Annotated in this window: 22 protein-coding genes and 1 pseudogene; 4 read left to right on the top strand and 19 right to left on the bottom strand. The window is 35.7% G+C overall.

The features are described from left to right. Positions 1-2: 2 nt before the first annotated feature. From pdhA to tpiA, 9 genes and pseudogenes are all read right to left on the bottom strand, one after another. The gene (gene pdhA, locus ACFILH_RS04355; protein ID WP_375643075.1) at positions 3-1,043 is read right to left on the bottom strand and encodes a pyruvate dehydrogenase (acetyl-transferring) E1 component subunit alpha; all 1,041 of its coding nucleotides are present in this window, start codon (positions 1,041-1,043) and stop codon (positions 3-5) included. A gap of 135 nt (positions 1,044-1,178) precedes the next feature. After that, positions 1,179-1,490, bottom strand: a complete 312-nt coding sequence (locus ACFILH_RS04350; RefSeq protein WP_012754998.1) for a septum formation initiator family protein — start codon at positions 1,488-1,490, stop codon at positions 1,179-1,181. A 182-nt stretch (positions 1,491-1,672) separates the two neighbouring features. Next, positions 1,673-2,118 (bottom strand): annotated as a pseudogene (locus tag ACFILH_RS04345) (TM2 domain-containing protein). A gap of 382 nt (positions 2,119-2,500) precedes the next feature. Beyond that, entirely contained in the window at positions 2,501-2,908 is a 408-nt protein-coding gene (locus tag ACFILH_RS04340) for a TM2 domain-containing protein (protein WP_375659950.1), read from the bottom strand. Between the two features lie 92 nt (positions 2,909-3,000). Continuing rightward, complete coding sequence (gene eno, locus ACFILH_RS04335; RefSeq protein ID WP_375643079.1) at positions 3,001-4,287, bottom strand: phosphopyruvate hydratase; 1,287 nt, start codon at positions 4,285-4,287, stop codon at positions 3,001-3,003. Between the two features lie 71 nt (positions 4,288-4,358). Beyond that, positions 4,359-5,195, bottom strand: a complete 837-nt coding sequence (gene kdsA / locus ACFILH_RS04330; protein ID WP_375620760.1) for a 3-deoxy-8-phosphooctulonate synthase — start codon at positions 5,193-5,195, stop codon at positions 4,359-4,361. Positions 5,196-5,231: 36 nt separating this feature from the next. Next, entirely contained in the window at positions 5,232-6,860 is a 1,629-nt protein-coding gene (locus ACFILH_RS04325; RefSeq protein WP_273791140.1) for a CTP synthase, read from the bottom strand. 127 nt (positions 6,861-6,987) lie between these two features. Further along, positions 6,988-7,440, bottom strand: coding sequence for a preprotein translocase subunit SecG (gene secG / locus ACFILH_RS04320; protein ID WP_375643080.1), 453 nt, complete (start codon positions 7,438-7,440; stop codon positions 6,988-6,990). Positions 7,441-7,522: 82 nt separating this feature from the next. Then, positions 7,523-8,287, bottom strand: coding sequence for a triose-phosphate isomerase (gene tpiA / locus ACFILH_RS04315; protein WP_375631362.1), 765 nt, complete (start codon positions 8,285-8,287; stop codon positions 7,523-7,525). A gap of 154 nt (positions 8,288-8,441) precedes the next feature. Here tpiA and ACFILH_RS04310 point away from each other — a divergent pair, with 154 nt between their 5' ends. Next, positions 8,442-10,331, top strand: a complete 1,890-nt coding sequence (locus ACFILH_RS04310; RefSeq protein WP_375667426.1) for a peptidyl-prolyl cis-trans isomerase — start codon at positions 8,442-8,444, stop codon at positions 10,329-10,331. A 913-nt stretch (positions 10,332-11,244) separates the two neighbouring features. Here the strand turns inward: ACFILH_RS04310 and ACFILH_RS04305 are convergent. From ACFILH_RS04305 to tatA, 9 genes are all read right to left on the bottom strand, one after another. Next, the gene (locus tag ACFILH_RS04305) at positions 11,245-12,105 is read right to left on the bottom strand and encodes a phytoene/squalene synthase family protein (protein WP_273791136.1); all 861 of its coding nucleotides are present in this window, start codon (positions 12,103-12,105) and stop codon (positions 11,245-11,247) included. An 898-nt stretch (positions 12,106-13,003) separates the two neighbouring features. Continuing rightward, positions 13,004-13,390, bottom strand: coding sequence for an Mth938-like domain-containing protein (locus tag ACFILH_RS04300; RefSeq protein ID WP_375643084.1), 387 nt, complete (start codon positions 13,388-13,390; stop codon positions 13,004-13,006). Positions 13,391-13,852: 462 nt separating this feature from the next. Continuing rightward, positions 13,853-14,305: a preprotein translocase subunit YajC gene (gene yajC, locus ACFILH_RS04295; RefSeq protein WP_273791134.1), complete on the bottom strand. Its 453-nt coding sequence runs from the start codon at positions 14,303-14,305 to the stop codon at positions 13,853-13,855. A gap of 685 nt (positions 14,306-14,990) precedes the next feature. Beyond that, positions 14,991-16,172 (bottom strand): peptidoglycan DD-metalloendopeptidase family protein, encoded by a 1,182-nt coding sequence (locus ACFILH_RS04290; protein WP_375667425.1) that lies wholly within the window; start codon positions 16,170-16,172, stop codon positions 14,991-14,993. A 155-nt stretch (positions 16,173-16,327) separates the two neighbouring features. Then, a complete protein-coding gene (locus ACFILH_RS04285) occupies positions 16,328-16,987 on the bottom strand; it encodes a protein-L-isoaspartate(D-aspartate) O-methyltransferase (RefSeq protein WP_273791164.1) in 660 nt (219 codons plus the stop codon). A 133-nt stretch (positions 16,988-17,120) separates the two neighbouring features. Further along, positions 17,121-18,398 (bottom strand): serine--tRNA ligase, encoded by a 1,278-nt coding sequence (gene serS, locus ACFILH_RS04280; protein WP_375631757.1) that lies wholly within the window; start codon positions 18,396-18,398, stop codon positions 17,121-17,123. Between the two features lie 61 nt (positions 18,399-18,459). Next, entirely contained in the window at positions 18,460-19,242 is a 783-nt protein-coding gene (gene tatC / locus ACFILH_RS04275) for a twin-arginine translocase subunit TatC (RefSeq protein WP_375637380.1), read from the bottom strand. Further along, the gene (locus ACFILH_RS04270; RefSeq protein WP_273791130.1) at positions 19,239-19,643 is read right to left on the bottom strand and encodes a twin-arginine translocase subunit TatB; all 405 of its coding nucleotides are present in this window, start codon (positions 19,641-19,643) and stop codon (positions 19,239-19,241) included. The genes tatC and ACFILH_RS04270 overlap by 4 nt, the downstream gene beginning before the upstream one ends. 55 nt (positions 19,644-19,698) lie before the next feature. Continuing rightward, complete coding sequence (gene tatA / locus ACFILH_RS04265; protein ID WP_375658302.1) at positions 19,699-20,001, bottom strand: twin-arginine translocase TatA/TatE family subunit; 303 nt, start codon at positions 19,999-20,001, stop codon at positions 19,699-19,701. A gap of 1,641 nt (positions 20,002-21,642) precedes the next feature. Between tatA and ACFILH_RS04260 the strand changes: the two genes are divergently transcribed. From ACFILH_RS04260 to pgsA, 3 genes are all read left to right on the top strand, one after another. Beyond that, positions 21,643-22,506: a 23S rRNA (adenine(2030)-N(6))-methyltransferase RlmJ gene (locus ACFILH_RS04260; RefSeq protein ID WP_375612916.1), complete on the top strand. Its 864-nt coding sequence runs from the start codon at positions 21,643-21,645 to the stop codon at positions 22,504-22,506. Positions 22,507-22,903: 397 nt separating this feature from the next. Continuing rightward, positions 22,904-24,883 carry an excinuclease ABC subunit UvrC gene (gene uvrC, locus ACFILH_RS04255; protein ID WP_375664873.1) on the top strand — a complete coding sequence of 660 codons (1,980 nt, stop codon included), beginning with the start codon at positions 22,904-22,906 and terminating at the stop codon, positions 24,881-24,883. A 72-nt stretch (positions 24,884-24,955) separates the two neighbouring features. Further along, positions 24,956-25,537: a CDP-diacylglycerol--glycerol-3-phosphate 3-phosphatidyltransferase gene (gene pgsA / locus ACFILH_RS04250; protein ID WP_273723320.1), complete on the top strand. Its 582-nt coding sequence runs from the start codon at positions 24,956-24,958 to the stop codon at positions 25,535-25,537. 311 nt (positions 25,538-25,848) lie between these two features. Here pgsA and ndk read toward each other — a convergent pair whose 3' ends face one another. Continuing rightward, positions 25,849-26,271, bottom strand: a complete 423-nt coding sequence (gene ndk / locus ACFILH_RS04245) for a nucleoside-diphosphate kinase (RefSeq protein ID WP_375631370.1) — start codon at positions 26,269-26,271, stop codon at positions 25,849-25,851. Positions 26,272-26,736: the final 465 nt, after the last annotated feature.

The following is a 26,736-nucleotide window of genomic DNA, read 5'->3' as shown; positions in this document are numbered from 1 at the left end:
CATCAAACTAAAATATCAGTATAGAGCTCAGAAGCATCTGGCTCTTGATCACTTTGTGCAAAATCTACCGCATCAGCAACAATTGCACGGACCTCTTTCTCAATAGATTTTAAATCGTCTTCGCTCGCCCAATTTTTTTTAAGAATCCGACTTTTTACTTGATCAATCGGATCGTGCTCCTCTTTTATTTTTTGGACTTCTTCCTTTGAACGATATTTTGCTGGGTCAGACATGGAATGACCACGATAGCGATAGGTCTGCATATCAAGAATGATCGGTCCTTTACCTGAGCGTGCCCAAGAAATAGCTTCATCAGCAGCTCCTTTTACTGATCGAACATCCATACCGTCAACAACAATACCTGGAATTTCAAAAGAAAGACCACGTCGGGAAAAATCAGTTTCTGCAGATGCACGTGAAACTGACGTTCCCATAGCATACTGATTGTTTTCAATAATATAAACAACGGGAAGCTTCCAAAGTGAAGCCATATTAAAACTCTCGTAAACCTGCCCCTGATTTGCAGCACCATCACCAAAATAAACCAATGTCACATTATCTTTATCAAGGTACTGATTCGAAAATGCCAAACCTGAACCAATGGGAACCTGCGCACCAACAATACCATGTCCCCCATAAAAGTTCTTTTCTTTAGAGAACATATGCATCGAGCCACCTTTCCCTTTGGAAAAGCCACCTTGGCGCCCCGTTAATTCTGCCATAACCCCACGCGGACTCATCCCAACCGCTAACATATGACCATGATCACGGTAAGACGTAATAACCTGATCACCTTCTTTTGCCGCTTTCAATGTTCCTATAACAACGGCTTCCTGACCAATATAAAGGTGACAAAATCCCCCTATAAGCCCCATACCATAAAGTTGTCCTGCTTTTTCTTCAAAACGGCGAATTAAAAGCATTTCACGATAAGCATCAATTTCTTCTTCTTTTGTAAAATCTGCTATTGGTGCTTTCTTTGTGGTGCTTGATAATGCAGTGCGCGCCGCCGACGCAGAATTTTTTTTAAGTCGTTCTGCCATATTAAACTCCCTTTTATGATTATTTAGGAATAACCTTTACGAACAAAAGTTACAAGCCTTATCAATCGGCTTAAACAATATCATTGCTGATTGTTGTTTAAATTAAGCGATTTTTCATTTACCTTTGGTATCATTTCAAGGTATTAAGATTGTCAGTTCATTTGGCTTAGAGAAGTTCAAATTCTTTCGGACATACTCATCCAACATATCTTTTTCTATATGCCCATTGCGTAAAAGAGAAATACGCTTTTCCATGAATATCCGCTCAGCTTCTATTTTATGAAGCTCCTTTTCTAATTCGCTAATATGCTGATTAACTTCACTGCGTGAATACAATCCATACTCACCATGATAAATGTGATAACTGAAATAGCTTAAGACTCCCACCGTCATAAGAGGTAGTACAAAGCGTACTTTGATTGATCGACGTTTCTGCTTTGTCCACATAAAATAGCACAGTCTTTACAGCACAAATTTTTTAATATTTTGCTCAACTATGCATGATTTTGATTAATACCTCATTACTAAATCTACACCAAAATAATTTGTTATTTCAATTTATCCCCCCTTAATACAATCAAAGTAAGCTGAATGCCCCACTTTTTGTATTACAAATATTGGATATCCCACTAACTTGTGATTTTACACCCATCTTTGTCTTTAAAATTTCCTGTTAAAATGACTATAAAATCAATCAATACCCAAGGTGTAATTATAAAAATAATCCCTATAATCCCTAACCCAAAAGTAAATGGTAGACTGATTATACTTAGTATATTTATAAGAAGCATTACAATGCCAGTTCCAACTTTACCAACAATAAAACGATGAATCCCTAGTCCACCTAGAAAAAACAAACGACCGCTAACGTCACTTTTGATTGCTGTGACTGACCTTCAGTTGAGATAGGGAAAATAGATTTAATGGTATCCCCTTCACACACAAAATCAACGACGTCACCAACTTTCGGCGGCGTTTTTCCTGACCAATCCCAATTCGCAAACTGATAGCGCTTACCATCAGCCCCTGAAATGAAATAATCTCCTTGATCATGACCAATAATCTTACCTTTCATTCTTGCCCACCTATAAAGCTGCTCCTTATGTGTTATTCATAAAGAGATTAATTTCAATTCGATAATATGCGGATTAACCTCACGGTGTAAATACAATTCGTACTCACCGTGATAAACATGAAATTAAAATAGTTTTGCCCTCCAATGATCTAACGCTTTCTGCTGCTATAAGCAGCAATACAAAACAACCTTAGTTGATTTACGTCGTTGTTTTACCCACATAAAATAGCACAGTCTTTTTCAATACTTTTATTCAATTGTGCATATTTCTCTTAATATCTCACATTAAAGAAATAGAGTACAATAATCTTGCATTATGCAACTTAATATATTGATCGAAATAAAAAGTAGACTTTATTATTTTCTTTTTATTGTAATTTTTTTACAAATCGGTAATCTGATTCCCATCTTTATCCGTAAATTTTCCACCAAGAATGACTATAAAATCAACAATTGCCCAAATGCCGGTAATTATCAATCCAAACAATGATAAAGATAGAACTAGCATTAAAGCACCAGTCCTAACTTTACCAACCATAAAGCGATGGACACCAAAGATACCTGCAACCCAACAAAGCAGTGCGAACATTATCTTTGTGTTCTCTGTACCTGATCTCAACAATGGAAAAACAGAACTGACAACCCCCCCTTCACAGACAAAATCAACAGCATTACCAATCCTTGGTGGATTCTTTCCCAACCAATCCCAAGTCGCAAACTGATAACGTTTACCATCATCACCAGCAACGAGATAAGTTCCTTGATCTTGACTAATAATTATACCTCTCATCTTAATCCCTATAAATTTAAACACTTAAAAATTATTGCGTATATGCCTTTGATAAGAAATCTCAATTTCATAATCTAAATGATCTTATACTTTCATATTTTGTGCTCAGAACTATACACTAAATCACCAGCATAACGCGCTTGGGCTCCTAGCATTTCTTCAATACGAATAAGTTGATTGTATTTGGCTAATCTATCCGAACGTGCAAGAGAACCTGTTTTAATTTGTCCACAATTCGTTGCAACCGCAAGATCTGCAATGAAAGAATCCTCTGTTTCGCCTGAACGATGAGATATAATGGCACGATAACCTGCTTTATGTGCTACTTCTACAGCATCAAGTGTTTCACTCAATGTACCAATTTGATTAACTTTTATGAGAATAGAATTGCCTACCCCCATTTTGATACCATCACGCAAACGTGCTGAATTCGTTACAAACAAATCATCGCCAACAAGCTGACATTTTTCTCCAATTGTGTCAGTGAGTAACTTCCAACCTTCCCAATCATCCTCTGCCATTCCATCTTCAATTGTAATAATAGGATAATTTTTCACAAGATGTGCTAAATAATCTACCTGCTCTTGGATGTCTCGGCATTTCCCCTCACCTTTATAAAAATACGAACCATTTTTATAAAATTCGGTTGAAGCACAGTCTAAACCAATAGCAATTTGTTCACCTGGTTTATAGCCACATATCATGATAGATTCCATAATAAAATCAATTGCTTGATCAGCACTTTTAAATTGAGGTGCAAAACCACCTTCATCACCAACATTGGTATTATAACCCGCATCTTTTAAACGCTTTTTCAATGCATGGAAAATCTCAGCGCCATAACGGATAGCTTCTTTTACAGTAGGAGCTCCTATAGGGATAATCATAAACTCTTGAAAATCAATCAAATTATCAGCATGAACGCCACCATTAATAATATTCATCATGGGGGTTGGAAGAATATGCGCTTGTGTACCACCAATATAACGATACAAAGGTAAATTTAATGAATCCGCAGCTGCTTTTGCAACAGCTAATGAAACACCAAGAAGTGCATTGGCACCAAGACGGGCTTTGTTTGGCGTTCCATCCAAAGCAATCATTGCTTGATCAATAGCAATTTGATTTGTTGCATCCCGCCCACCAAGTTCTTCAAGAATTTCGCCATTAACTGCAGCAACCGCTTTTTCAACACCTTTCCCTTGATAGCGCAAACCACCATCACGAAGCTCTATAGCCTCGTGTGCTCCTGTTGAAGCTCCCGAAGGAACCAGAGCGCGACCAAAAGCTCCATTCTCCAAATGAACATCAACTTCTACCGTTGGATTACCACGGCTATCAAGAACTTCACGCCCAATGATATCGACAATTATAGTCATATGTGTTTCCTTATCCAATAAAAGTCTCGATTCATTTATAATGCACTATTAATGAAATATTTTTTCTCTTCTCAACTCAACTTTTTTGACAGATAATCAAATTCCATTAAAGTCTCAAGCAATCTTTGTAAATCATCAACTTTAACCATATTGGGTCCATCAGAAGGTGCATTATCTGGATCTTGATGTGTTTCTAAAAAAATACCAGCTACCCCAACAGAGACAGCTGCACGCGCTAAAATTTCAACAAATTGACGCTGCCCACCAGATGAAGCCCCCTGCCCCCCAGGTTCTTGAACAGAATGCGTTGCATCAAAAATAACAGGAGCACCAAATGAACGTAAAATAGGCAACGAACGCATATCAGAAATAAGTCGGTTGTAACCAAATGACGTGCCTCGCTCACAAAGCATAACATTCGGATTACCACTGCAAACAACCTTTTTTAAAACATTCTCCATGTCCCACGGTGCTAAAAACTGACCTTTTTTAATGTTAATAACACATTCTGTTTTGGCGGCTGCTACCAAAAGATCTGTTTGACGACATAAAAAAGCCGGTATTTGTAAAATATCAACTGTAGAAGAAACAATTGTACATTGCTCTTCTGTATGCACATCAGTTAATATGGGACAATTAAACTCTTTTTTTAAATCAGAAAAAATGGACATTGCTTTTTCAAGACCAATACCACGTGCCGCCCCCAAAGAGGTTCTGTTGGCTTTATCGTAACTTGATTTATAAACAAACCCGATACCAAGCTGATCGGTAATTGTTTTAATACGACCAGCCATTTCAAAAGCATGATCACGACTTTCCATCTGACACGGCCCTGCAATTAATGAAAGAGGCATTTCATTTGAAAAAATCATATTTCCAACTTTCACACGAGCATTTGGTTTAGTCATTTTATCCCTCAAAAGCAAAGTAACCCAATTTATGCATTAAACTAATCGACTTTGTTCTACAGCAGCTTCAATAAAAGAAGAAAAAAGCGGATGTGGATCAAAAGGACGGGATTTTAATTCTGGATGATATTGAACACCAATAAACCATGGATGATCTACATATTCTATCGTTTCTGGTAAAATACCATCAGGAGACATCCCAGAAAAAATCAAACCACACTGTTCTAACTTATCCTTATAATCAATATTGACCTCATAACGATGACGATGTCGCTCGACAATCTTGGTCATCCCATAAATTTGAGCAATATGACTCTCTTCTTTTAATTCAGCAGCAAAAGCACCAAGGCGCATCGAACCGCCGAGATCACCATTTCTTGTACGTTTTTCAAGGACGTCTCCTTTAAGCCATTCTGTCATTAAACCTACAATTGGATTGTCTGTTTCGCAAAACTCACTCGATGAAGCATTCTCAATCTGTGCAATATTGCGCGCAGCTTCTATACAAGCTAATTGCATCCCAAAACAAATCCCTAAAAATGGAACTTTACGCTCTCGTGCAAATTGAATTGCTCGAATCTTCCCTTCTGCCCCACGTGCCCCAAAAGCACCTGGAACCAAAATTCCATGGGCTTTTTGTAAAGCTGAAACAGAATCTTCTTTTTCAAAAAGTTCCGAATCAATCCACTCAATATTAACTTTCACTCTATTCGCTAAACCACCATGCGCAATCGCTTCAATAAGAGATTTATAAGCATCCTTTAAGCCCGTATATTTTCCTACAATAGCAATCGTGACTTCTCCTTCAGGATTGTGAATACGATGCGTAATATCCTCCCAACGATCCATCTTGGGGGAAGGTGCCGAATCAATTCCAAAAGCGCAAAGAACTTCAGAGTCCAAACCTTCCTTATGGTATGCCATAGGAACATCATAAATCGTTGGCATATCTAATGCCTGAATGACTGCATTGGAGCGAACATTGCAAAAAAGTGATAATTTGCACCGTTCTGTTTCTGGAATAGATCTATCTGCACGTACAAGCAAAATATCAGGAGAAATACCAACTGCTTGCAATTCTTTGACAGAATGTTGTGTTGGTTTCGTTTTTAATTCACCTGCTGAAGGAATATAAGGCATTAATGTGAGATGGACATAAACGACATTTTGTCTCGGTAGCTCATTGCGAAGCTGACGAATCGCTTCTAGAAAAGGCATTGCTTCAATATCACCAACCGTTCCACCTATCTCACACAAAACAAAATCAAATTCTTCATTTCCCATCGTAATGAATCTCTTAATTTCATCTGTAACATGAGGAATAACTTGGACTGTTGCCCCCAAATAATCACCACGCCGCTCTCGTTCAATGATATTGCGATAAATACGCCCTGTTGTAATACTATCTTGGCTATTTGCAGAACGCCCAGTAAAACGCTCATAATGACCAAGATCAAGATCCGTTTCTGCACCATCATCGGTCACAAATACTTCACCATGTTGATAAGGTGACATCGTACCTGGATCAACATTTAAATAAGGATCAAGTTTGCGAAGACGTACGCGATAACCACGAGCCTGTAATAACGCTGCTAACGCCGCCGCTGCGATGCCTTTTCCAAGGGAAGAAACCACACCACCAGTAATAAAAACATAACGTGCCATGGGCTTATGGTGATAAGCAATTTATAATGATTTTTCCAGCAAAAAATGCAAAAAGAAACAATTTTTCTTCTAAAATAAAAAAGGTGAAAAAATCACCTTTTTAAAAAGTCTATATTTTCTTAAAAAACTATTTTGTACTGTTATCCGGAACTGTGTTTTCAAGAACCTGTGGAACTGGACTTTCTGCTTCAGGATTTGTGGACTGTTTCTGTTCCTGCGGAGAATTCGAAGTGCCTCCTAGCTGTTCAAGAACAGAAGGGGAAGACTCATTATTTGATGATGGAACTGAGCCTGAGCCTTTATTGGTAGAATTCTGTTCTGAATTAACCGGTATACGCTTTAAGATATCAGAACTAGAATTTGATATATTACCCACCACGGTAAGTCCAATAGACACAACAAAAAAACAACAGGCTAAAATAGCAGTCAAACGTGTTAAAGGGTTTCGAGATCCACGAGTTTTCATCAACCCTGAGCTATTACTCACACCTAGCCCACCACCTTCTGAAGGTTGAATTAATATAACACCAACCAAAGTAATCACAATCAAAAAATGAATAACTATAAGTACTGTTTGCATAAACCCTGCTCTTCAAATAACTCTTTAATAGCTATTTACACATAAATAACGCACAATCCAAGGGGAAACTCAAATTTCTCTGCTATAGTTTACGACAAACATCGCAAATAGTTAAAAAATCAATCGCTTTTAAGCTTGCTCCACCTATCAAAGCACCATTAACATGAGCAATGCTTAAAAGCTCAAATGCATTGGATGGCTTTACGGATCCACCATAAAGCAAACGAATCTTATTGCCTTCATCACCAAAACGAGAGCGCACCTTATCACGAATGAAATGATGTACTTTTGCAATATCTTCTGGAGTCGCTGTATTGCCGGTGCCTATCGCCCAAACTGGTTCATAAGCGATAATGGTATTCTCTTCTGTTGCATCATCTGGTAAAGATTCTTCAAGCTGCTGCGTCAGAATATCCAGCACTTTATTATTCTTACGCTCCTCCAATGTTTCACCAATACACACAAGAGCCACAAGACCTGCTCGCCACGCAGCTTGCACTTTGGCACAGACAATCGCATCATTTTCTTGGTACACTGTACGACGTTCTGAATGCCCAATAATAACATGACTTGCTCCCGCTTCTTTAAGCATAAAAGCTGAAATATCTCCAGTATAAGGACCATGATCATCAAAGTGACAATTTTGTCCTCCTAAAAGGAGATTTTCACCATTCAGCGTATTAGAAGCACGCGATAAAAGCGTTGCTGGAACACAAATAAGCGCCTCAAAAAGATGACCTAGATCAGAGCTAACGCCTGTAGCAATAGCACGCAACTCTCCAAGCGATTCACTCGTTCCATTCATTTTCCAATTTCCAGCAAGAAAAGGCCGAATATTTTGAGACATATTTTCACCTCAAGAGCTCTTACAATACATTGTTTATCTGTAGTTACCAAATTATAAAATGAAAGCAAGTCTTTAAAGCTTGCATCTTTCATCTCTTTATTGCAAATTCCATTACAGCTTTGATAATAACTCACATTAAAAATGGACTTGAACAATGCTTGACATCATAAGAAATGCTACAAATTCTTGGATTTTTAGAATTTTCCTTGCTATTTTACTCTTATGCTTCATTCTTTTATGGGGGGTACCGCAGTTACACAAAAAAAGTGAAAGAGATCTTATTACATCTGGACAGTCCACAGTAACTGTCGATGATTATCGTCTTGCACTCGCCGATCAAAGCGCACGTTTAGCATATGCAGCTCATCTTGGACGAATGTTTACAGCAAATGAAATGCAGCAATACCAAATTCCTGCTTTTGTATTTAATCAATTACAACAAAATGTACTTCTTGATGAACAAGCACGTAAAATGAAAATAAGTCTTTCAAAAGATACAATAGCTCATACGATTGGTTCTGATAAGATGTTCCAGGTAAATGGCACTTTTGATAAAAACTTGTTTTATAACTATCTTCAGCATTTACGTATTAGTGAAAGTGCTTTTCTTAATTATTACACCAAACAAGAAAAGCGTAATCAGCTTATTGCTGCTTTACTTTCTGATATGAAGGCACCAAATCTCTTTTATAAAGCACTTGCTCTTTATCAAGAAGAAATGCGTATTGCTGATTATCTTGTTATTGATCTAAAAGAAAAGAAAACAATTGCTGATCCTGATTACGCAACATTACAAAAATGGTTTGAAACACATCAAAGTCAATTTCGTGCTCCAGAATACCGCACTGTCTCTTTGCTATCTATGGAACTTAATGATTTTGTAAAACCTCAAGATATCTCAACAGATGAGGCGAAAGCCTATTATACACAAAATGCTTCACGTTTTGTAACGCCTGAAAAGCGTACATTCGAAGAACTGCGATTCCCCTCACGCGAAGAAGCCGATAATGCAGCAAAAAAAATAGCTGATGGATTGAGTTTTGATGAACTGGTAAAAGCTGAAAAAAAGACTCTTAATGAAATAAAAAAAGGGCCTCTCGCAGAAAATGAACTTCCTAATCATCTGACATCTGAAATTTTTGAACTTCAACAAGGCCAAGTCAGTTCTGTGATAAATGACTTACAAGGACCTGTTATCATTCGCGTCACGCATATTGAACCCTCAAGCTCTCTTCCTTTTGAAAGTGTAGAAGAAAATATTCGCCAAACACTTGCCAAAAATCGTGCTACTGATGATATCCGTAACAATTATGCAGCCATTGAAAATGTTCGTTTTGAGGGTGCTTCTCTCAAAGAGTTAGCTGACCAATACAAGTTATCTTTGCGCACAATTACCATTGATAAAACAGGAAAAACGCTTGAAGGTGCAATACTCACGGATTTACCTCAAAAAGATATTTTACTGAATGCCATCTATCAATCAAACGAAGGAGTCGATCTTGATCCTCTCTCTTTTCAAAATGGTGGATATCTCTGGTACAAGGTCGATAAAATTATTCCTGCCCGTGATAAGACACTTGAAGAGGCTAAGCTAGATGTTCTTTCTCAATGGAAAAATGAGGAAATCCAACGTCTTCTTGATGAAAAAGCCCAAAATGCTCTCAAACAGCTCACGGAAGGAAAAAGTCTTGTTGCTCTTGCTCGTAGTCTTGGTGTTACAAAACAAACAACACCCACCCTCCGGCGTCAAGACTCATCTGAAACCCTTGGCGTTGAAGGCATTAAAGCATTATTTTCCGCTCCCAAAGGTCATTATGGCATCATAAAAGGTCCGGTTGCAACAAACCGTATCATTTATCAAATAAAGACTGTAACCATGCCTAAAGATATCACGTCTCATACTCTTTCAACTGAAGTCCGCACCAATATAGATATGATGATAAGAGAAGATCTCAAGCTAGAAATGCTACAAGTTGCCAATAAAGAACATCCTTTGGAAATTAATAGCACAAATTATAATCAGATCTTTAACGCTCTCCAATAAAAAGATTTTACATAATTTAAAGAACTTATTTGATAAAGTTTCCGTCAGCTCTTCGTCTATAGTTGAAGAGGTAAGATAGATCTCTTGTTTGCATATCTTAGGATCAAACATTTGTATAATGATTCATTCTCTCGCAAATCAGTGCATGTATGGATTTGCGAGAAAATAGTCAATGGAATGTAGAGTCGTTTTTGCAACGCATTAAAAAACATTATTCATCCAAAGGTTGTAAAGGTTGTCGCCCATTAAGCTATAAATATCATCCCTATCGTCACTCATTTATAGCTCATCATATTACTACTCTTAATATCATTCATAAGGAGCATATTGCTTCTTCCTTAAATGATTTCATTTACACACCAAACTTATAATATACAAAAAAACTATTTTTAAAATTCATTATAAAAATGGAGAAATCTTTTTCTATTCAAGACTCTCATTCAATATGAGAAAAAACGAATTATCATTATAAATCAATATATTCATAAATCATAACAGTCATCAATTATGATGTTATAATTTCTCAAAAATAAGAGTTTTTTATAGACTTATAGACTGCTAAGATAACTTCTCTCATAAAATAGAAATTTTATTTCATTTGCAAATGAGCTACAATCAATACATTCAGAGTACTTAAAAGTTCTTCTTCAAACAAACCAATGTATTAAGATTTATCTCATGTTTTTCTTTCTCTGTATCTCACCCATCCAATACACTGAATAAAACATATTACTGATGAAGAAATACACTGTATTTTCAAGATCACAAAATTTCTTATTCTTTTGCGTTCATAACAACCAAAACATCAACATTTTTTATAACAAAAAAATGGTTTGGAATCACAATGGCTCCTTTTATCTTCATATGAGAAAATCAGTCTCCATGTTACGCATTCCAACGTAGTAATATTCTTTTACAGTATCTTTGGAAAATTGCCGCTTATTGCTGCCCTTGTTATCAACCAATAGCGATATATCAATGGCAAAGTTGCACTCTCTTGAAAAATTGCTGCCCCCAGCTGTATAGCTTTTTGAAGAGAAGCCGGTACAATGACCAATGGAAGAAAAGCTGGCTTAAGAATTCTAGGTAAAGTACAAGAATACTCGTAAAATTGGGTATAATGATCGCGCGATAATGCTACCATAGCTTCAACAATACGACCCTTTTGTTGATCACTGAGACGATGGGATTCCAAATCTTCCCTATTCACTCCTACAGCCTTTAATATATCAGTAGGTAAATAATATTGATATCGTGATTGCATGAATGATAAAAGACGTAATACACCGCTTAACCCTTGAGAAATCCCTCCATGTTCATAGATATCTGTAAACTCTTGTGCAGTTTCAGGATCTAGTATCTGACAAGAAAGCTGTAAAATTATGCCTGCTGTCTCACCACAATAATGCTCTAGATCATGAAGTGTTTCTATTGGATTGTGATAAAGATCTAAAATTTGCGCATCACAATAACGTAAAAAAGCTGTCTTAGGTAAATTAAAAAGAGTCATTGCTTTTAATAAATCATTCAAAATCGGATTGTTTCCACTCGTTTGCATTTCACCATGAGCAATAGTATCATACCACCAACGTAACCGTATTTCTCCTATGAGTGGATCATGTACACTTTCGCGAATACGAGAAATTTCAGCATTAAATACATAAAGAGCAGCCAATGCTTGGCGCTTTTTTTTAGGCGCAAATAAAACCGATATATAGCGATCACGATCTATGGTACGTAAAATATCAAGACAATAAGGAAGAGAGCCTATCATTCTATGAACCTATTAACGTCCCTTTTTTAGCAATTAAATTAATATCCTCTTTTTATTCATATTAAAAAATGAAGGATAAGCAAATACAGTTCAGAAAATAAGATTTTTAAATGTGTCTCTTAACTGTATTGTGAATTAAAGTTTCTTTTCTAGTCACTTTTCGTTTTAGAAAGAAAAAAATTAAATAAATAATTTTTCTGATAAAACTTATCTTATAGGACTTCAAGTTTTCATTTGCAGTAAAAAAGCTAAAAAACAATCGTAACATGCATAGTAAAACTTGAACAACAAACAACGAAAAACACTTTTTCAGTGGATGGATGACAATGTTATTTTATAAAAAATGCACTGATCACAAAAACTTCATCAAATCATTGACCTCCTCCCCATCCTAAAAGACAAAGGTTCTTACCAACACCAATTTGTAAAAAGTCCAATTGCTCTCGGTGAATTTCTGTTACTATCAATACATTGATTTATAATCATAATTTGTTGTTTTGTATGTTAAATTAGAATCCCAAATATCGTAGATATGCTTTCATTTCAAACCAATTCCATGTTAAATTAATAAAAACCATTCCCTTGCACGTCCCAAGCGTAACTGGCTTGTAGGTAACAACTGTATAAGAAAGAATTAAAAATGCCTCTTATGAACTGTCTCAAGTGCCAAGAGTTGATCACTCATGTGATTCATTAGGAACGACGAGCAAGCTTTGTCCTAAATACTTGCCGCTGTATTTAAAAACACTTTTGTATTTAAAAACACTTTAATATGTTAAGTTATGTATATTCTATACCCTTATATCACCGCCTTAAACGACGGTACTTTACGGCGCAGAAAAATAATCGCACAAGTCTTTCATACTAGACGAGAGCATTTGTTTTATTAAACAATACTCTATTCTACCGCAAATAATAACGCCGCAACAGCGCGATCTTCAGCCAATAAAACATTAAATGTACGCACCGCCGCTCCCGTACTCATTGTATCTGATGAAATACGTTTTTCCCCTAAAAGCACCCGTAACTCTTCAGGTAATCGTAATAATTCAATTCCAGTACCTATTAATAAAACTTCGATTTCAGAAGCTTCTTCTAAAATACGAGATATATCCCCTTGAGTGGGAATAGGCCCTGCCATGTCAATGCCATAAATACCTGATGGTACACAAATAATAGAACCTCTATGAGACATATCAGCAAAACGAAACCCACCATTTCCATAAGCATCAATAGGTGCGCGACTTGGAAAATGTGCTTCACGAATTTGAATTGCATCGAACATGAATAAGCACCTTTTATTTTTGAATAATCCAATTGTCTTTGCTACTTCTCACCATAAAAATTAAAGTAAGGCTGATATAAACATTGATATGTTAACCATAACCTAGTACTGAAGTGAAAATTTTTATATAATACCCTAATCTTCTCATACAACAAATATAGGAAAATTTGGTAATAAATCGCGATAAATTGCTATACCTGCTTCAATAAATCTATCTTTTAAAAAGTTTCCTCAGCTTATTTACTCACAAATTTCTTTTTATAAAAACAATGATCTTATTTAAAAAACAGAAAAAAATTGCGTAATATTCTATAAATAAAGCAACTATTTTAATAATCTAAAGAAAACAAAAACTCCATTTTCTGTAGCCACTATAAAAGCCCCTTTTCCAATGAAATTGTCTTGATCTTGCCAAGCTTTTTACAAAAATGCTTAAAAAATGTAATAAACTGCCATTACACCTTAAGATGCATTTTCCTTTGATATAGCTTTTTTCTCTTCAGAGATACTCATATCTTCTTTCGTTGTCGTTTTAGATTTAGACTTTTGTGGTGTTTTTGCTTTAGCATTAAGTTTTGATTTTTTTTCTGCAATCGGCTCACCTTTAACGCGCACATCAGCTAATGTTGAGCGAATAACACGAATATTTATACTCTCACCAATTTCAACCTCTAATTCACCACTCTCGTCGTGAACCTTCGTAACCTTGCCGATAATACCACCACCCGTTATAACTGTATCACCACGACGTACTGCATTAAGCATTTCTTGGCGTTTTTTCATTTGGGCACGCTGTGGACGAATGATAAAAAAATACATAATTGCAAAAATTAAAATGAATGGGACAGCGTTAGCAAATGAAATTCCACCGGAAACATCGCCTGCAACTTGAGCATAAGCGTTCGTAATAAACATTTTTATCTCCTATAGTTAAACCTCAGGTATTTCCCACTCTATTAAAATGAAATTCCGATACAGAAAAAATTCCTAAAGAATTTATCATAAAAAGCAATAACTACATAATCTAATCACAGCTTTACAAAAATACAATAAATCCTTAAGAGGCAGAATACCAAAATACAATGAGAAAAATCTTAAAAAATAGATTCACTTTCCCCTATTGTATATCCTACAATATAAATCTTTTCACTAACTCAATAAATTATACAAGATAATTTTTCTAATGAACAAACTTTAATTTATATAGATAATTTATCGTTTTTGATATCGAACGACAGATCTAAATACAATAAAACGCTCTTATTTCAAACCTTCTGAATTAATCAAAACGATTTTCTTGCACGTCACACATATGAAATGAGCCTGTAGATAAAAACTTTTTAAGAAAGGCGTGAAATATTTTTTTTCATGCTTCTCTCAAATGCAAGAGCAATTGGAACACTCAAAGCTGACAAATAGTATGATACTATTTCTTACACTTTCATAAATACAAAGATGGTAATATCTAACGCCCCCCACGAACTACTCTCCTGAAACCAATGATTTTTTGCTGCTATGTTATTGATTTAAGAAAATCAATTGTTTTTCATGAATTTTCTATAAACTGTAAGACTATTCAAATGTAAAAGTCATCAATAAATTAGTTTTCTAAATATTTAAGGGGATCAACAGGTAATGAATTCTTACGCATCTCAAAATAGACACGTGGCGTTTTAACATTTCCTGAAACACCAGATTTAGCAATCTCATCACCGCGCCTTATCCTTTGTCCTTTGTTAACAACAAGCTTACTATTACATCCATAAATAGTGATAATATCATTTTCATGTCGAATCATCACAACATTACCAAGCTCTTTTAATCCATCTCCCGCGTAAATAACCACACCATTTTCTGCCGCCTTTACCGAAGACCCTTCAGGCACTGCAATATCTATTCCTCGATTCATTACTGTTCCCTTTTTTTGACCGAACTGGCTTAATAAACGCCCTCGTACTGGCCAACGCATCTTAGAAATTCCTGTGGCTTGCGGAGTCGTCATATTATCTGTATTCGTAACAGTACTTGACAAACCAGTCTCATGTTTCAATTGCGTCATCTGTTTAGAAAAATTTTTCTCAGAACTTGATTTGTTCATCTTTGCAGAGGGTGGCGTTGTTACAGGAGCTTTATATATAGGAGAGGACTTCTTGTTTTTTATAGAGGACATCACTTGAGATTGGGATGCAGATTCTGTTGTTGACACTGCCCAATCGTTATTATTGTGTGCATTTGAAGCTGCTAATGTACGCCTGCTTGGAACAACCAGTACCTGACCGATATAAATGGAATTGCTGTTTATACCATTTGCTAATTTTAATGCCTCAACACTAACCCCTACTTGTCGTGCAATACTGAGCAGTGTATCTCCACTCTGGACAATATAAGAATTCCGCCGAAAAATAGGAGATTTATCCATTTGTGAACGAGAAAGTGTTCCAAGATTACGTGGAGGGGAGCCCATAACGCGACCATCAGAAGAAGTTATCCTATCTTGATGTGGAAAATTATAGGGAGAATTGTCATCTCCCCACGAATCATCACCTGATTCCACAGGTGGCAATTCAGTGCTTTGTATCATACCACTACCGTATGATAGCATTCGCGGATCTGTATACATAGTGCTTGATATATTTGATTGAGATGATACCGTACGATGAGAGAACGTATTGGAAAAACGCTGTGTACCAGAACTACAACCAGCAACAATAGTTACCACCGCTAACAAAGTTATTCTCTGAAAATTATGCTGGAAAATATTATCCAAAGCTTTTAGATACATCGTTTTGCTCACTCATCAATAATCAACTCACTCCATTAAAGCTTTTTTAAATTACCGAAGAGTTAAAATGAGATGTTTTATTCATAAATATCTTTATATAAGATCAAAATGAATTTAACGTAGACAATTTGCAGAAACTTCTTAGCTTTTAAAAATTAAAGTATCTCCGCAATGCCTTTAATAAAAGGTTGGTAACGCACTTGGAACAGTTCTAAACACTCAAATCGACTACCAATTTTTGTATAGCGCGTCACCGTTTGTACCCCTTCGTCAGGTCCTATCGCCTGAATGAGAATTCCATTTTCAGCTAAAAGTTCTAAAAATTCCTTTGGTTCATCAAAACGTGATGGCCAAATAAGAATGCGATCAAATGATCCTAAGCCTGTCACACTATGACTTCCATCAATCTGCCTTATAACAATATTTTCAATTCCTAAAGTTTGAAATTTTTGGCGTGCTAAATCAACAAGCGTTTTATAACGATCAATCGTTGTCACGCGGTCACTCAGACATGCCATAAGAGCAGTACAAAAACCAGATCCTGTACCAATTTCTAAGACACGATGCCTTTTTTTCAACGATAATGCCGAAAGAATTAAGAGTTGTTCTTCCAAACGTTCCATATATTCACCACACTCAAGGGGAATAACTTTATTATCATAAGCACTATTGAACCAAGGAGCAGCAACAAACTGTTGACGCGGAATTTTCTCTAATGCCGAAAAAAATCGCACGTCATCAATGCCTTTGCTACGCATTTTCAGTACAAGAGCGGCTAACTCCTCACGAAATTGTAAAATACCCTTTTGCCCCATAGTATCATTCAATCTCCAATGGAGGTACACTTTTATCATACTGACAAACTGCTTCTTTTAAAATGGCAAAAACTTGCGTCTGTGTATCATCACCTCTTGGCAATAAACGCATATTGTCTCTCCTTTCGTAAAATTAAGCAGTAATACAGCGCATGCCTCCCATATAAGGTTGTAAAACATCTGGAATAATAATTGATCCATCAGCCTGTTGATAATTTTCAAGTACGGCAATAAGACAACGTCCAACAGCCGTACCAGAACCATTAAGGCTATGAACAAAATGCAATTTTTTATCGCCTTCTTTACGATAGCGCGCATTCATACGACGACCTTGAAAATCTCCACAAACTGAACAGCTAGAAATTTCACGATAACATTCTTGACCAGGAAGCCAAACCTCGATGTCATAGGTTTTACGCGCTGCAAACCCCATATCACCAGTAGAAAGAACCACTGTGCGAAAAGGCAAACCAAGCCGCTTTAATATATCTTCTGCACATTCCGTCATACGTTCTAATTCAATTAAAGACTGCTCTTCACTGGTAATCGAGACCATTTCAACTTTCCAAAATTGATGCTGACGCAACATACCGCGCGTATCACGACCGGCTGCTCCCGCCTCTGAACGAAAACAGGGAGATAAAGAAGAAAATCGCAGTGGTAAATCTGATATTTCAAGAATTTCATCGTTGACCAAATTGGTTAATGGCACTTCTGCTGTGGAAATAAGCCATCGACCATCTGTTGTACGAAAAAGGTCTTCAGCAAATTTCGGTAATTGTGCTGCTCCGTAAACAATTTCATCACGAACAAGAAGAGGTATTGAGACTTCTGTGTAACCATTCTCATTGACATGCACATCAAGCATAAACTGGCCTAATGCTCGTTCTAGCCGTGCTAATGCCCCTGAAAGTACTGTAAAACGTGTTCCAGACAAACGACTAGCTCGTTCAAAATTCATCTGCTTGAGATCTTGACCAAGATCAAAATGTTCCTTTGGTGTAAAATTAAATGTTGGAGGTGTACCAAAATGTCGAATGACGACATTATCACTTTCATCTTTACCTTCTGGAACATCATCTAATGGAATATTTGGAAGTGCTGAAAGAATTTTCTCAAGACTCTCCGTCAGCTGTTTTTCTTCCACTGTTGCAGAGGAAAGAAAAGCTTTAATCTCTTCAACTTCAGCTCTAAGACGTTCAGCCATTTGCTGATCCGATACCGCTAAAGCCTGTCCTATTTCCTTTGAAACAGCATTGCGACGTTCCTGTGCCAATTGCACCTTAGCAATATGCGACCGACGTGCAAGATCAAGTTGTATTAACCTTTCAGCTTGTGGCTCAAGACCTCTACTTACGAGTGCTTTATCTAATTTCTCAGGATTGTCACGAATCCACTTAATATCAAGCATAAAAATTCCTCATTTATATTGTTTTTATTCATTCCTTATCGCATAAGATTATACACTTTTCTTAAGCGGATTTTCTTCTCTTTTCTATACTGTAAGCAATTAAAATTGAAATCTCGTAAAGTGCTATCGTTGGTAAAGCCACTGCAAACATCGTAAAAAAATCCGACGGCGTTATGATTGCCGCAATAATAAAAGAGAGCAAAATAGCCCATTTTCGTTTAGACGCCAAATCATAAGACGTTAAAAATCCAATTTTTGTTAAAAGACTGATGACAAGAGGTAATTGAAAAATCAAACCAAAAATTAGGATAAATGATGTCATAAAGCCCAAATAATCAGAAATACGCACTATAAACTCTATTTTTAAATGAACATCTGGAAGAAATTGTTGAGAAAGGCTAAACCATAGTATTATTGGCGCTAATAGACCATAAACAAACGCTCCCCCAATACAAAATAAAATAGGCCCCCCAATGAGAAATGGTAAAAAAGCCATCCGCTCATTTTTATAAAGCCCTGGTGCAATAAAACTATAAAACTGAAAAGCCGTATAGGGAAAAGATAAAATAATTCCCCCAAAAGCAGAAAGCTTCATCTTCGTTAAAAAAGTTTCCCATACTTGCGTTGATTGCAAACGAATACCCTCAGGATTACCCCCTGCTATTTTCATTGCCCACTGATATGGCCATAGTAAAAAAATTAAGATATAATCTTTAACAAGAAAACACATCATAAAAGCGATCATAAATGCAACCAAGGCAGCAATAATTCGCTGACGAAGTTCAATTAAATGTTCTAAAAGTGGTGCCATATGGGCATCAACTTCATCTTTCTTAACATTCATGACATATCTTCTTTATCTTTAGAAGCAATAGATACTGTCGTATCTTTATTGGTTACGTTTTGATCGCATTCCAAAATTTCTTTATCTTTTTTTGATTTATGGTGTGTTGCCTTAACATCCAAATTATCGTGGATATCTTCTAATGTATTTTGAATGGGATCAAAAGTTTCTGCCAACTTCTTGCTTGAATCGCTAATATCCGAACATACTTTTTGCAAATCATCGCGCTCGATTTGTTTTATTACATCATCAAACTGATGACGAAGTTCATTTGCTGTTGAATACACATACGCTCTTATCTTTGCTACTGTCTTTAATATTTTAGGTAAATCTTTCGGTCCAACGACAATGATGAGAACAAGTAAGATTACGATAAACTCTGGTCCGTCAATCCCAAACATCTCTTAATTCGACTTTCTCATCAAAAAATAATGCACAATGATGATTGCGTTTTTGTTACTGTTTTTTAGCAACAGATGTTTTGCTTTTTTTAGAAGCAGAAGAAACCTTTCTGCGCGCTGTTGCATATTTTACCGATAACGGCTGAGATTGTTGAGATTCTACATCAATTATTTGGGAAGTAGGAGCCATTTCAACTTTATCCTCAATGCTGTCATCTTCTTCCTTCATATTTTTTTTGAAGGCTTTAATTCCCTTAGCAACATCGCCCATTAATTCAGAAATTTTACCGCGACCGAAAAGCACAAAGATAATCAATAAAATTATAATTAAATGCGTTGGTGAAAAAATATTACCCATTACTCTCTCTAACTTATGCTTTTAAATTTGATTTCATTTATTCATGCTTCCTCTGAAGAATGTATCAAAATAATATCTTACTTGTATATTTTCTTCTTAACTTAAAAACAATTACACGCTTTTATTGCAAAAGAACTTTTTATCCTCTCATCCCTTTTTAGCGTACTATAACACAAACCATTCAACAATGATAAACCGCCTCATACAAAATTCAAAACACTTAAAAACTTTTCTAAAATAACTTCATCTGATCTCCTAGGTTACTCATCTTCCTGTAAATACTATAGCTAATGTCTCTCCTTTTACACAATGTTTTACGTATCATTACAAACATTTCCGTCAAATTATCCTTTACTGATAAAGATCATAACATGTTGTAAAACACTTTACGTATTCAATTAAAAAATTCAGAAAGAAAAATCTCTAAAAAACTTTCTTAACACATCATCAGTCTCTTCAAAAACTATCATCTTACGCACAACATTTATTCTTTGCGTTGGGGTAGGAATTTTATCATTCATTATTCTATGTACAATACGAAATATGAGCCATCATCGCGTTCAGTTAAATATCTGGCGTGTAAATAAAAACTATTAGCGGAAAGAGTAAAAATGCACTTTATGAACTAACTCAAGTGCCAAGAGGTATGGCAATACTGCTAAAAAATAAAAAAGGTACCAGCTTGCGCCTTTATTCAGAAAATACCTCCATATAACTAGCTCTCTAAGCCACTGTATGCTCTAACTATTACACGTCTCCGGATTCTGGGCATGCGTTCTCATAATATCATGTGTTTAACCTATCTCAGTATTGAAAACAGAATGGGCATGAATAGAAAATTACATTCAATCAAAAGCATGGTATCGAAGCATAATCCATATAAAAAGAATTTCTTATCCTAGCCTTTTTTATAAGATTACCTCATAAAGCCGCTCGATAATATAGTGTTAGAGATAGATAAACCTATTTACTTTAGTTTAAAATTCCTCATTTTATTGAGATCGCTTGCAGAGCACATATCAATTTTCAAAAGTTTTATTTTAGCATCATACACAATAACCTAGCTATTTAGCGTGTATAATGTAAAGCTTTGGCTCTGCTTAAAGCAATGAGATTCATTCACACTTTTACAAAAATCTATCACTATAACACCAGCACTTTATTGCTCTATCCATAATTTTACGCTCGCTAAAAAAACTTATAAATGTAACAATGTTTTTATCAAGCATTTGAAATTCTTTAATCTTTAAACAAGAAAATTTATGAATGAATTTGAAAGATACCCTTCAATTTTTCAAAAAACTTCACTAATATTCTCGTTAATTGAGTGTTTTTATAGTCTTCCTGGAAGAGTCCGCGATCATAAAGAAAAATCTCTTACAACATAAATATCTCTATTGAAATGTTTGATCTCTTCTTGTCTATCTTTCATATAAAAAATTTAAAATTTTAACGATTAATCTCATAATATAAAAATAGTCTTGTGAATAAATGCTCCGATGACATTAATATTTTTTCTGTAGTGTATAATGTGGGAGTGAGGGTATTGTTTGATTTCTATAAGAATATTTTTATGGATATCAATTCTATTATTCTATGCTAATAATCCGGTACAGTTATACATATGATAGAGTTTACTCCATGAATTATCGGCATATTTATCATGCTGGCAATTTTGCTGATGTTTTTAAACACATTATTGTCACTCGCATTGTAGAATATCTCAAACGCAAAGAAAAAGCTTTTCGCGTTATAGATACGCATGCTGGAATCGGTATTTATGACCTTTCTTCTTTAGAAGCACATAAAACAGGAGAGTGTCGCGAAGGTGTCCAACGACTTTTTTCAACTCCTATCCCAGAAGATTTAAGAACACTCCTTTGTCCATGGTGTGATATCATTGATGCCCTCAATAAAGGGGAAAAAGAAATTGTATTTTATCCTGGATCTCCTGTTCTTATTCGTCAATTATTACGGAAACAAGATCGCCTCACCGCAATAGAATTGCACAATGAAGATTATCATATTTTAGCAAAAAACTTTGCAGGAGATTATCAGACAAAAGTTCTGCATTTAGATGGTTGGCTTTCCTTAAATGCTCATGTACCACCAAAAGAAAAACGTGGGTTTATCCTTGTTGACCCTCCCTTTGAAAAAACTGGAGAGTTTTCCCGCCTTATTGATGGATTAACGAAAGCCTATCGTCGCTTTTCTGGAGGAATCTACGCTTTATGGTATCCTGTTAAATATGACAAAGAAATTGAAAGTTTTCTTCACGCGCTTTATCAAACCGGAATTCCTAAGATTCTACAGCTTGAAATGCGTATCCGAAAAAGTTCAAGTCCACCGACAATGAATGGAAGTGGTATGATTATTATTAACCCTCCCTACCTTTTGGAAGAAGAAATGAAAAAACTCAGCCCCTTTCTTATCAACCGTCTGGGACAAGATGAAAATGCCCAAATAACGCATAAGTGGCTTCAAAAAGAACATCTATTATGTTAGACTTTTCTCTATATTTTTTCTAAATCAAATATCATGTTGTAAAATACAAAGGCATTAAATGATAAAGTTCTTTGATTCTTTGGATAAAACCAACATATTATAATGGTAAGCTAATAACGATCAGCGTGAATTAATTTTTTTCCTTTTAGAAAGTCTATCCTCTTAATCATCATGAATTTCCTATTCAATCATTTTAATGGATAAATTAGGCAAATTCATAAAGCTGTCTTAGAATAACAACTCTCATATTTTTTATGAAAGATCGGCTCTCTAAAATCATACTCTTATGCTATAAGATATTATTTATAGAAAAAAATTATAAAAACATAAATAATCATTATTTAATAAAAAAGAATATTTCATATATTAAACAAACAACATATTTGTAATAAACGGAATGGTCCTGAAAAATAATACAAATTGTCCGCAAAATGAACGGGAAAAACTTTCTTTTCTCTCTAATATTACATGGCATAATGCTAATCAAAGCTATGAGAAAAATCAATTCCAAGGTATCAAGTTCATACAAGAGTTTGTTAGACACCTTCCGCATAAGCCAGGGGTTTACCGGATGATTGGTGAAAATGGTGATATTCTCTATGTTGGAAAAGCCCGTAATCTCAAAAAACGTGTTTCAAACTATACACGTGAACAAGGACACAATAATCGTATTACCCGCATGATTCGTGCAACATATCATATGGAATTTATCGTCACCCATACAGAAACAGAAGCACTCCTTTTAGAAGCCAATCTCATCAAAAGATTGCATCCACATTTTAATGTACTCCTACGTGATGATAAAAGTTTTCCTTATATTATGATTACAGATGATCATCGAGTGCCTGCACTTTACAAACATCGTGGTGCTCGAATACGAAAAGCTCACTATTTTGGTCCTTTTGCTTCTGCTGGTGCAGTGACACAAACAGTTCATGTTTTACAACGCGTCTTTTTATTACGAACCTGTACTGATTCAGTTTTTGAAAACCGTACACGCCCCTGCTTGCTTTATCAAATTAAGCGATGTTCTGCACCTTGTACTCATGAAATTAGTGACAGTGATTATAAAGAACTGGTGAAAGGAGCAAAAGCGTTCCTTTCGGGAAAAGATCAATCTATTAAAAGCGATATGGTTCAAGCTATGCATAAAGCCGCTGAAAATCTCGATTTTGAACAAGCAGCTTCCTATCGTGACCGCTTATCAGCCCTTTCTCACATACAAAGCCATCAAGGTATTAATCCTCAAACGATAAAAGAAGCGGATGTATTTGCAATTGCGCAAAAAGAAGGAATGACCTGTATTCAAGTGTTCTTTTTTCGCATGGGGCAAAATTGGGGAAACCGTGCCTATTTTCCTAAAGCAGATCCCTCTTTTTCCCGCACTGAAATTTTAGCGAGTTTTCTTGCCCAATTTTACGATGATAAACCACTTCCTAAAAGCATCCTTTTATCTGAAGAAATTGAAGAAAAGACACTTCTTACAGAGGCATTTAGTCTCAAAGCAAATCACAAAGTGTCCCTCTCTTTACCTAAACAAGGTGAACGAAAAACTCTTGTTAATCGTGCCTATCTCAATGCTCATGAAGCACTTGAACATAAGCTTTCTGAAACAGCCACCCATACAAAATTGCTTCAAGGTCTTGCTAAAACATTCCAACTACCTGTTCCTCCACGCCGGATAGAAGTCTATGACAATTCTCATATCATGGGAACAAATGCTGTAGGGGCTATGATTGTTGCTGGTCAAATGGGATTTATTAAAAATCAATATCGAAAATTCAACATTCGCTCAACAGATATCACGCCTGGCGATGATTTTGGCATGATGAAAGAAGTGATTAAACGAAGATTTTCACGCCTTATCAAAGAGTATGATCTGCCAAATAGAAGTCATGACATAAAAGATGATGATCTTTTTCCCATTTGGCCTGACCTTATCTTAATCGATGGTGGTGAAGGACAAATCAACAGCGTACATGCAATACTTGCTGAATTACAATTAAATGATCTCTTCACAGTTGTTGGAATCGCCAAAGGTGTTGACCGTCATGCGGGACGTGAACGATTTTTTATAAAAGGTATCCCCCCCTTTACACTTCCTCCACGTGATCCTATCCTCTATTTTTTGCAACGTCTGCGTGATGAAGCACACCGTTTTGCGATTGGAACTCATAGGATAAAACGAAAAAAAGCAACATTCAAAAACCCACTTGATGAAATCGAAAATATCGGTCCGACAAGAAAGCGTGCATTGCTTCATCATTTTGGAAGTGCCAAAGCTGTTGCTAGTGCCTCATTTGAAGATTTAAAAAAAGTTACGGGAATTTCTATGACAATTGCACAAAAAATTCATAACCATTTTCATGAAAAATAGGCTTGTTTCATAACCTTCGACTTGTTACGTTAAGGAAATATATTCTCTTTCACAAGAATTAAAAATGGCTCCATGAAAAATCATACTTTTTCTTTTCCAAATATTTTAACTTATGCACGAATTGTTGCAGTCCCAATGGTTGTTGCATGCTTTTTTTTAGAAGGGCGACTACAATCAAGTGATATCACTCGCTGGATTGCTGTTTCCATTTTTATCGTTGCATCCATTACTGACTTTCTTGACGGTTACCTTGCTCGTATTTGGGAACAAACATCCAATATTGGTCGCATGTTAGATCCAATTGCCGATAAACTTCTCGTCTCTGCTTGTTTGCTCTTGCTTGCCGCAGACAGTACCATCGCTGGGTGGACACTATGGGCAGCTATTATCATTCTTTGCAGAGAAATTCTTGTATCAGGATTACGTGAATATTTGGCTGAGTTAAAAGTTAGTGTTCCTGTCTCTCGTCTTGCAAAATGGAAAACTTTTGTACAGATGATCGCTATTGTATTTCTTTTAGCTGGACCAGCCGGTAATAAAATTTTCCCTTACACAGTAGAGTTTGGCATTACTATGCTGTGGATTTCTGCCCTCCTTACATTGTGGACAGGGTGGGATTATTTTCGTGCAGGTTTAAAACACGTTATCCTATGAAGAGTATGGAGATTTATAATGATAATTTATCTTTTTGTACTTAAATAAGAGATAAGAATAGCATAAGATTGATTTATTTTTATTAATGATAAATCAATCAAGCACTTTTTTGCACATTACAAGTAAGGGTGGTATATAGATAAAAGCTCTTCAAAAAAGAGTAAATAGGCTTTATATTTTCGTAAAAGCAGCTGTAATATTAAAAGCTAAAAAACAATTAATGCTCCATATGCTTTCAAAAAAGTCTATAATCTTATAAGCAAAAAACCGAAATATAGTGTTTCGGATTTTTGCTTCTTATAAACGCTTTATTAACCAACAATTTCTATCTCAGAAAACCAAAAGGCGATTTCTGTTTTTGCCGTTTCAGCACTATCGGATCCATGGACAGAATTTTCGCCAATCGATAAAGCATGAACCTTACGAATTGTCCCTTCTTCTGCATCACTAGGATTCGTAGCCCCCATTACTTCACGGTTTTTAGCTATTGCATTTTCGCCTTCCAAAACTTGTACAACGGTTGGACCAGAAGACATGAATTCAACCAATTCACTAAAAAAAGGGCGTTCTTTATGAATAGCATAAAATTTTTCAGCCTCACGTTTGCTCATCCAAACACGTTTAGACGCAATAACACGTAGCTCCGCATCCTCAAGCATTTTAGTAATTGCGCCAGTCAAATTACGACGGGTTGCATCTGGTTTAATCATCGAAAAAGTACGCTCTAAAGCCATTTACTCACCTTTATTTCATTTATAACATTCTCTGACTGTTTCTATAGCGAGCAAGGAGCCCTTTGCCAAGTGACTCTGCAAAAATCTACACAAATTCTCAAAATATAGAATGAATTATAAAGAAAACTTTAATAAAAATACCTGCAATCGCTCATCCCATCATAAAGATGCGCTACCGACTCTCAATAAATATTGAACCTTCTTTCATAATCTTAAATGCTTCCCATCAAAATTATCATTTAAGCAATAAAAAGTCATAAGAAAAAACTCACATGCAAAAAATATATCTTTTTGAAAGCCTTCTTCTTTAAAGAGGACGAACCTAGACACTTGGTTTGAAAATCCTTCTACACACATTGAGATCAATTAAAAATAACCATATACTTAGAAACTATAGCGTACACCTATAATTCCCTGAAGGGACTGTTTTGTTTTACGCCCTTTAATATAATGGGCCTCACCATA

This window comes from Bartonella sp. CL435QHHD (genome assembly GCF_042195095.1).
Lineage (GTDB): Bacteria > Pseudomonadota > Alphaproteobacteria > Rhizobiales > Rhizobiaceae > Bartonella.
This window is presented reverse-complemented; position numbering and strand designations above follow the sequence as displayed.

Coding starts and splice junctions, on each gene's coding strand:
- ACFILH_RS04290 (WP_375667425.1), bottom strand. CDS start 16,172: ATGTATCTAAAAGCTTTGGATAATATTTTCCAGCATAATTTTCAGAGA.
- eno (WP_375643079.1), bottom strand. CDS start 4,287: ATGACTATAATTGTCGATATCATTGGGCGTGAAGTTCTTGATAGCCGT.
- uvrC (WP_375664873.1), top strand. CDS start 22,904: ATGGTCCTGAAAAATAATACAAATTGTCCGCAAAATGAACGGGAAAAA.
- tatA (WP_375658302.1), bottom strand. CDS start 20,001: ATGGGTAATATTTTTTCACCAACGCATTTAATTATAATTTTATTGATT.
- ACFILH_RS04270 (WP_273791130.1), bottom strand. CDS start 19,643: ATGTTTGGGATTGACGGACCAGAGTTTATCGTAATCTTACTTGTTCTC.
- tpiA (WP_375631362.1), bottom strand. CDS start 8,287: ATGTCTCAAAATATTCGGCCTTTTCTTGCTGGAAATTGGAAAATGAAT.
- serS (WP_375631757.1), bottom strand. CDS start 18,398: ATGCTTGATATTAAGTGGATTCGTGACAATCCTGAGAAATTAGATAAA.
- ACFILH_RS04350 (WP_012754998.1), bottom strand. CDS start 1,490: ATGTGGACAAAGCAGAAACGTCGATCAATCAAAGTACGCTTTGTACTA.
- secG (WP_375643080.1), bottom strand. CDS start 7,440: ATGCAAACAGTACTTATAGTTATTCATTTTTTGATTGTGATTACTTTG.
- ACFILH_RS04260 (WP_375612916.1), top strand. CDS start 21,643: ATGAATTATCGGCATATTTATCATGCTGGCAATTTTGCTGATGTTTTT.
- pgsA (WP_273723320.1), top strand. CDS start 24,956: ATGAAAAATCATACTTTTTCTTTTCCAAATATTTTAACTTATGCACGA.
- yajC (WP_273791134.1), bottom strand. CDS start 14,305: ATGTTTATTACGAACGCTTATGCTCAAGTTGCAGGCGATGTTTCCGGT.
- kdsA (WP_375620760.1), bottom strand. CDS start 5,195: ATGACTAAACCAAATGCTCGTGTGAAAGTTGGAAATATGATTTTTTCA.
- ACFILH_RS04300 (WP_375643084.1), bottom strand. CDS start 13,390: ATGTTCGATGCAATTCAAATTCGTGAAGCACATTTTCCAAGTCGCGCA.
- ACFILH_RS04325 (WP_273791140.1), bottom strand. CDS start 6,860: ATGGCACGTTATGTTTTTATTACTGGTGGTGTGGTTTCTTCCCTTGGA.
- tatC (WP_375637380.1), bottom strand. CDS start 19,242: ATGAATGTTAAGAAAGATGAAGTTGATGCCCATATGGCACCACTTTTA.
- ACFILH_RS04310 (WP_375667426.1), top strand. CDS start 8,442: ATGCTTGACATCATAAGAAATGCTACAAATTCTTGGATTTTTAGAATT.
- pdhA (WP_375643075.1), bottom strand. CDS start 1,043: ATGGCAGAACGACTTAAAAAAAATTCTGCGTCGGCGGCGCGCACTGCA.
- ACFILH_RS04285 (WP_273791164.1), bottom strand. CDS start 16,987: ATGGGGCAAAAGGGTATTTTACAATTTCGTGAGGAGTTAGCCGCTCTT.
- ACFILH_RS04340 (WP_375659950.1), bottom strand. CDS start 2,908: ATGAGAGGTATAATTATTAGTCAAGATCAAGGAACTTATCTCGTTGCT.
- ACFILH_RS04305 (WP_273791136.1), bottom strand. CDS start 12,105: ATGATAGGCTCTCTTCCTTATTGTCTTGATATTTTACGTACCATAGAT.
- ndk (WP_375631370.1), bottom strand. CDS start 26,271: ATGGCTTTAGAGCGTACTTTTTCGATGATTAAACCAGATGCAACCCGT.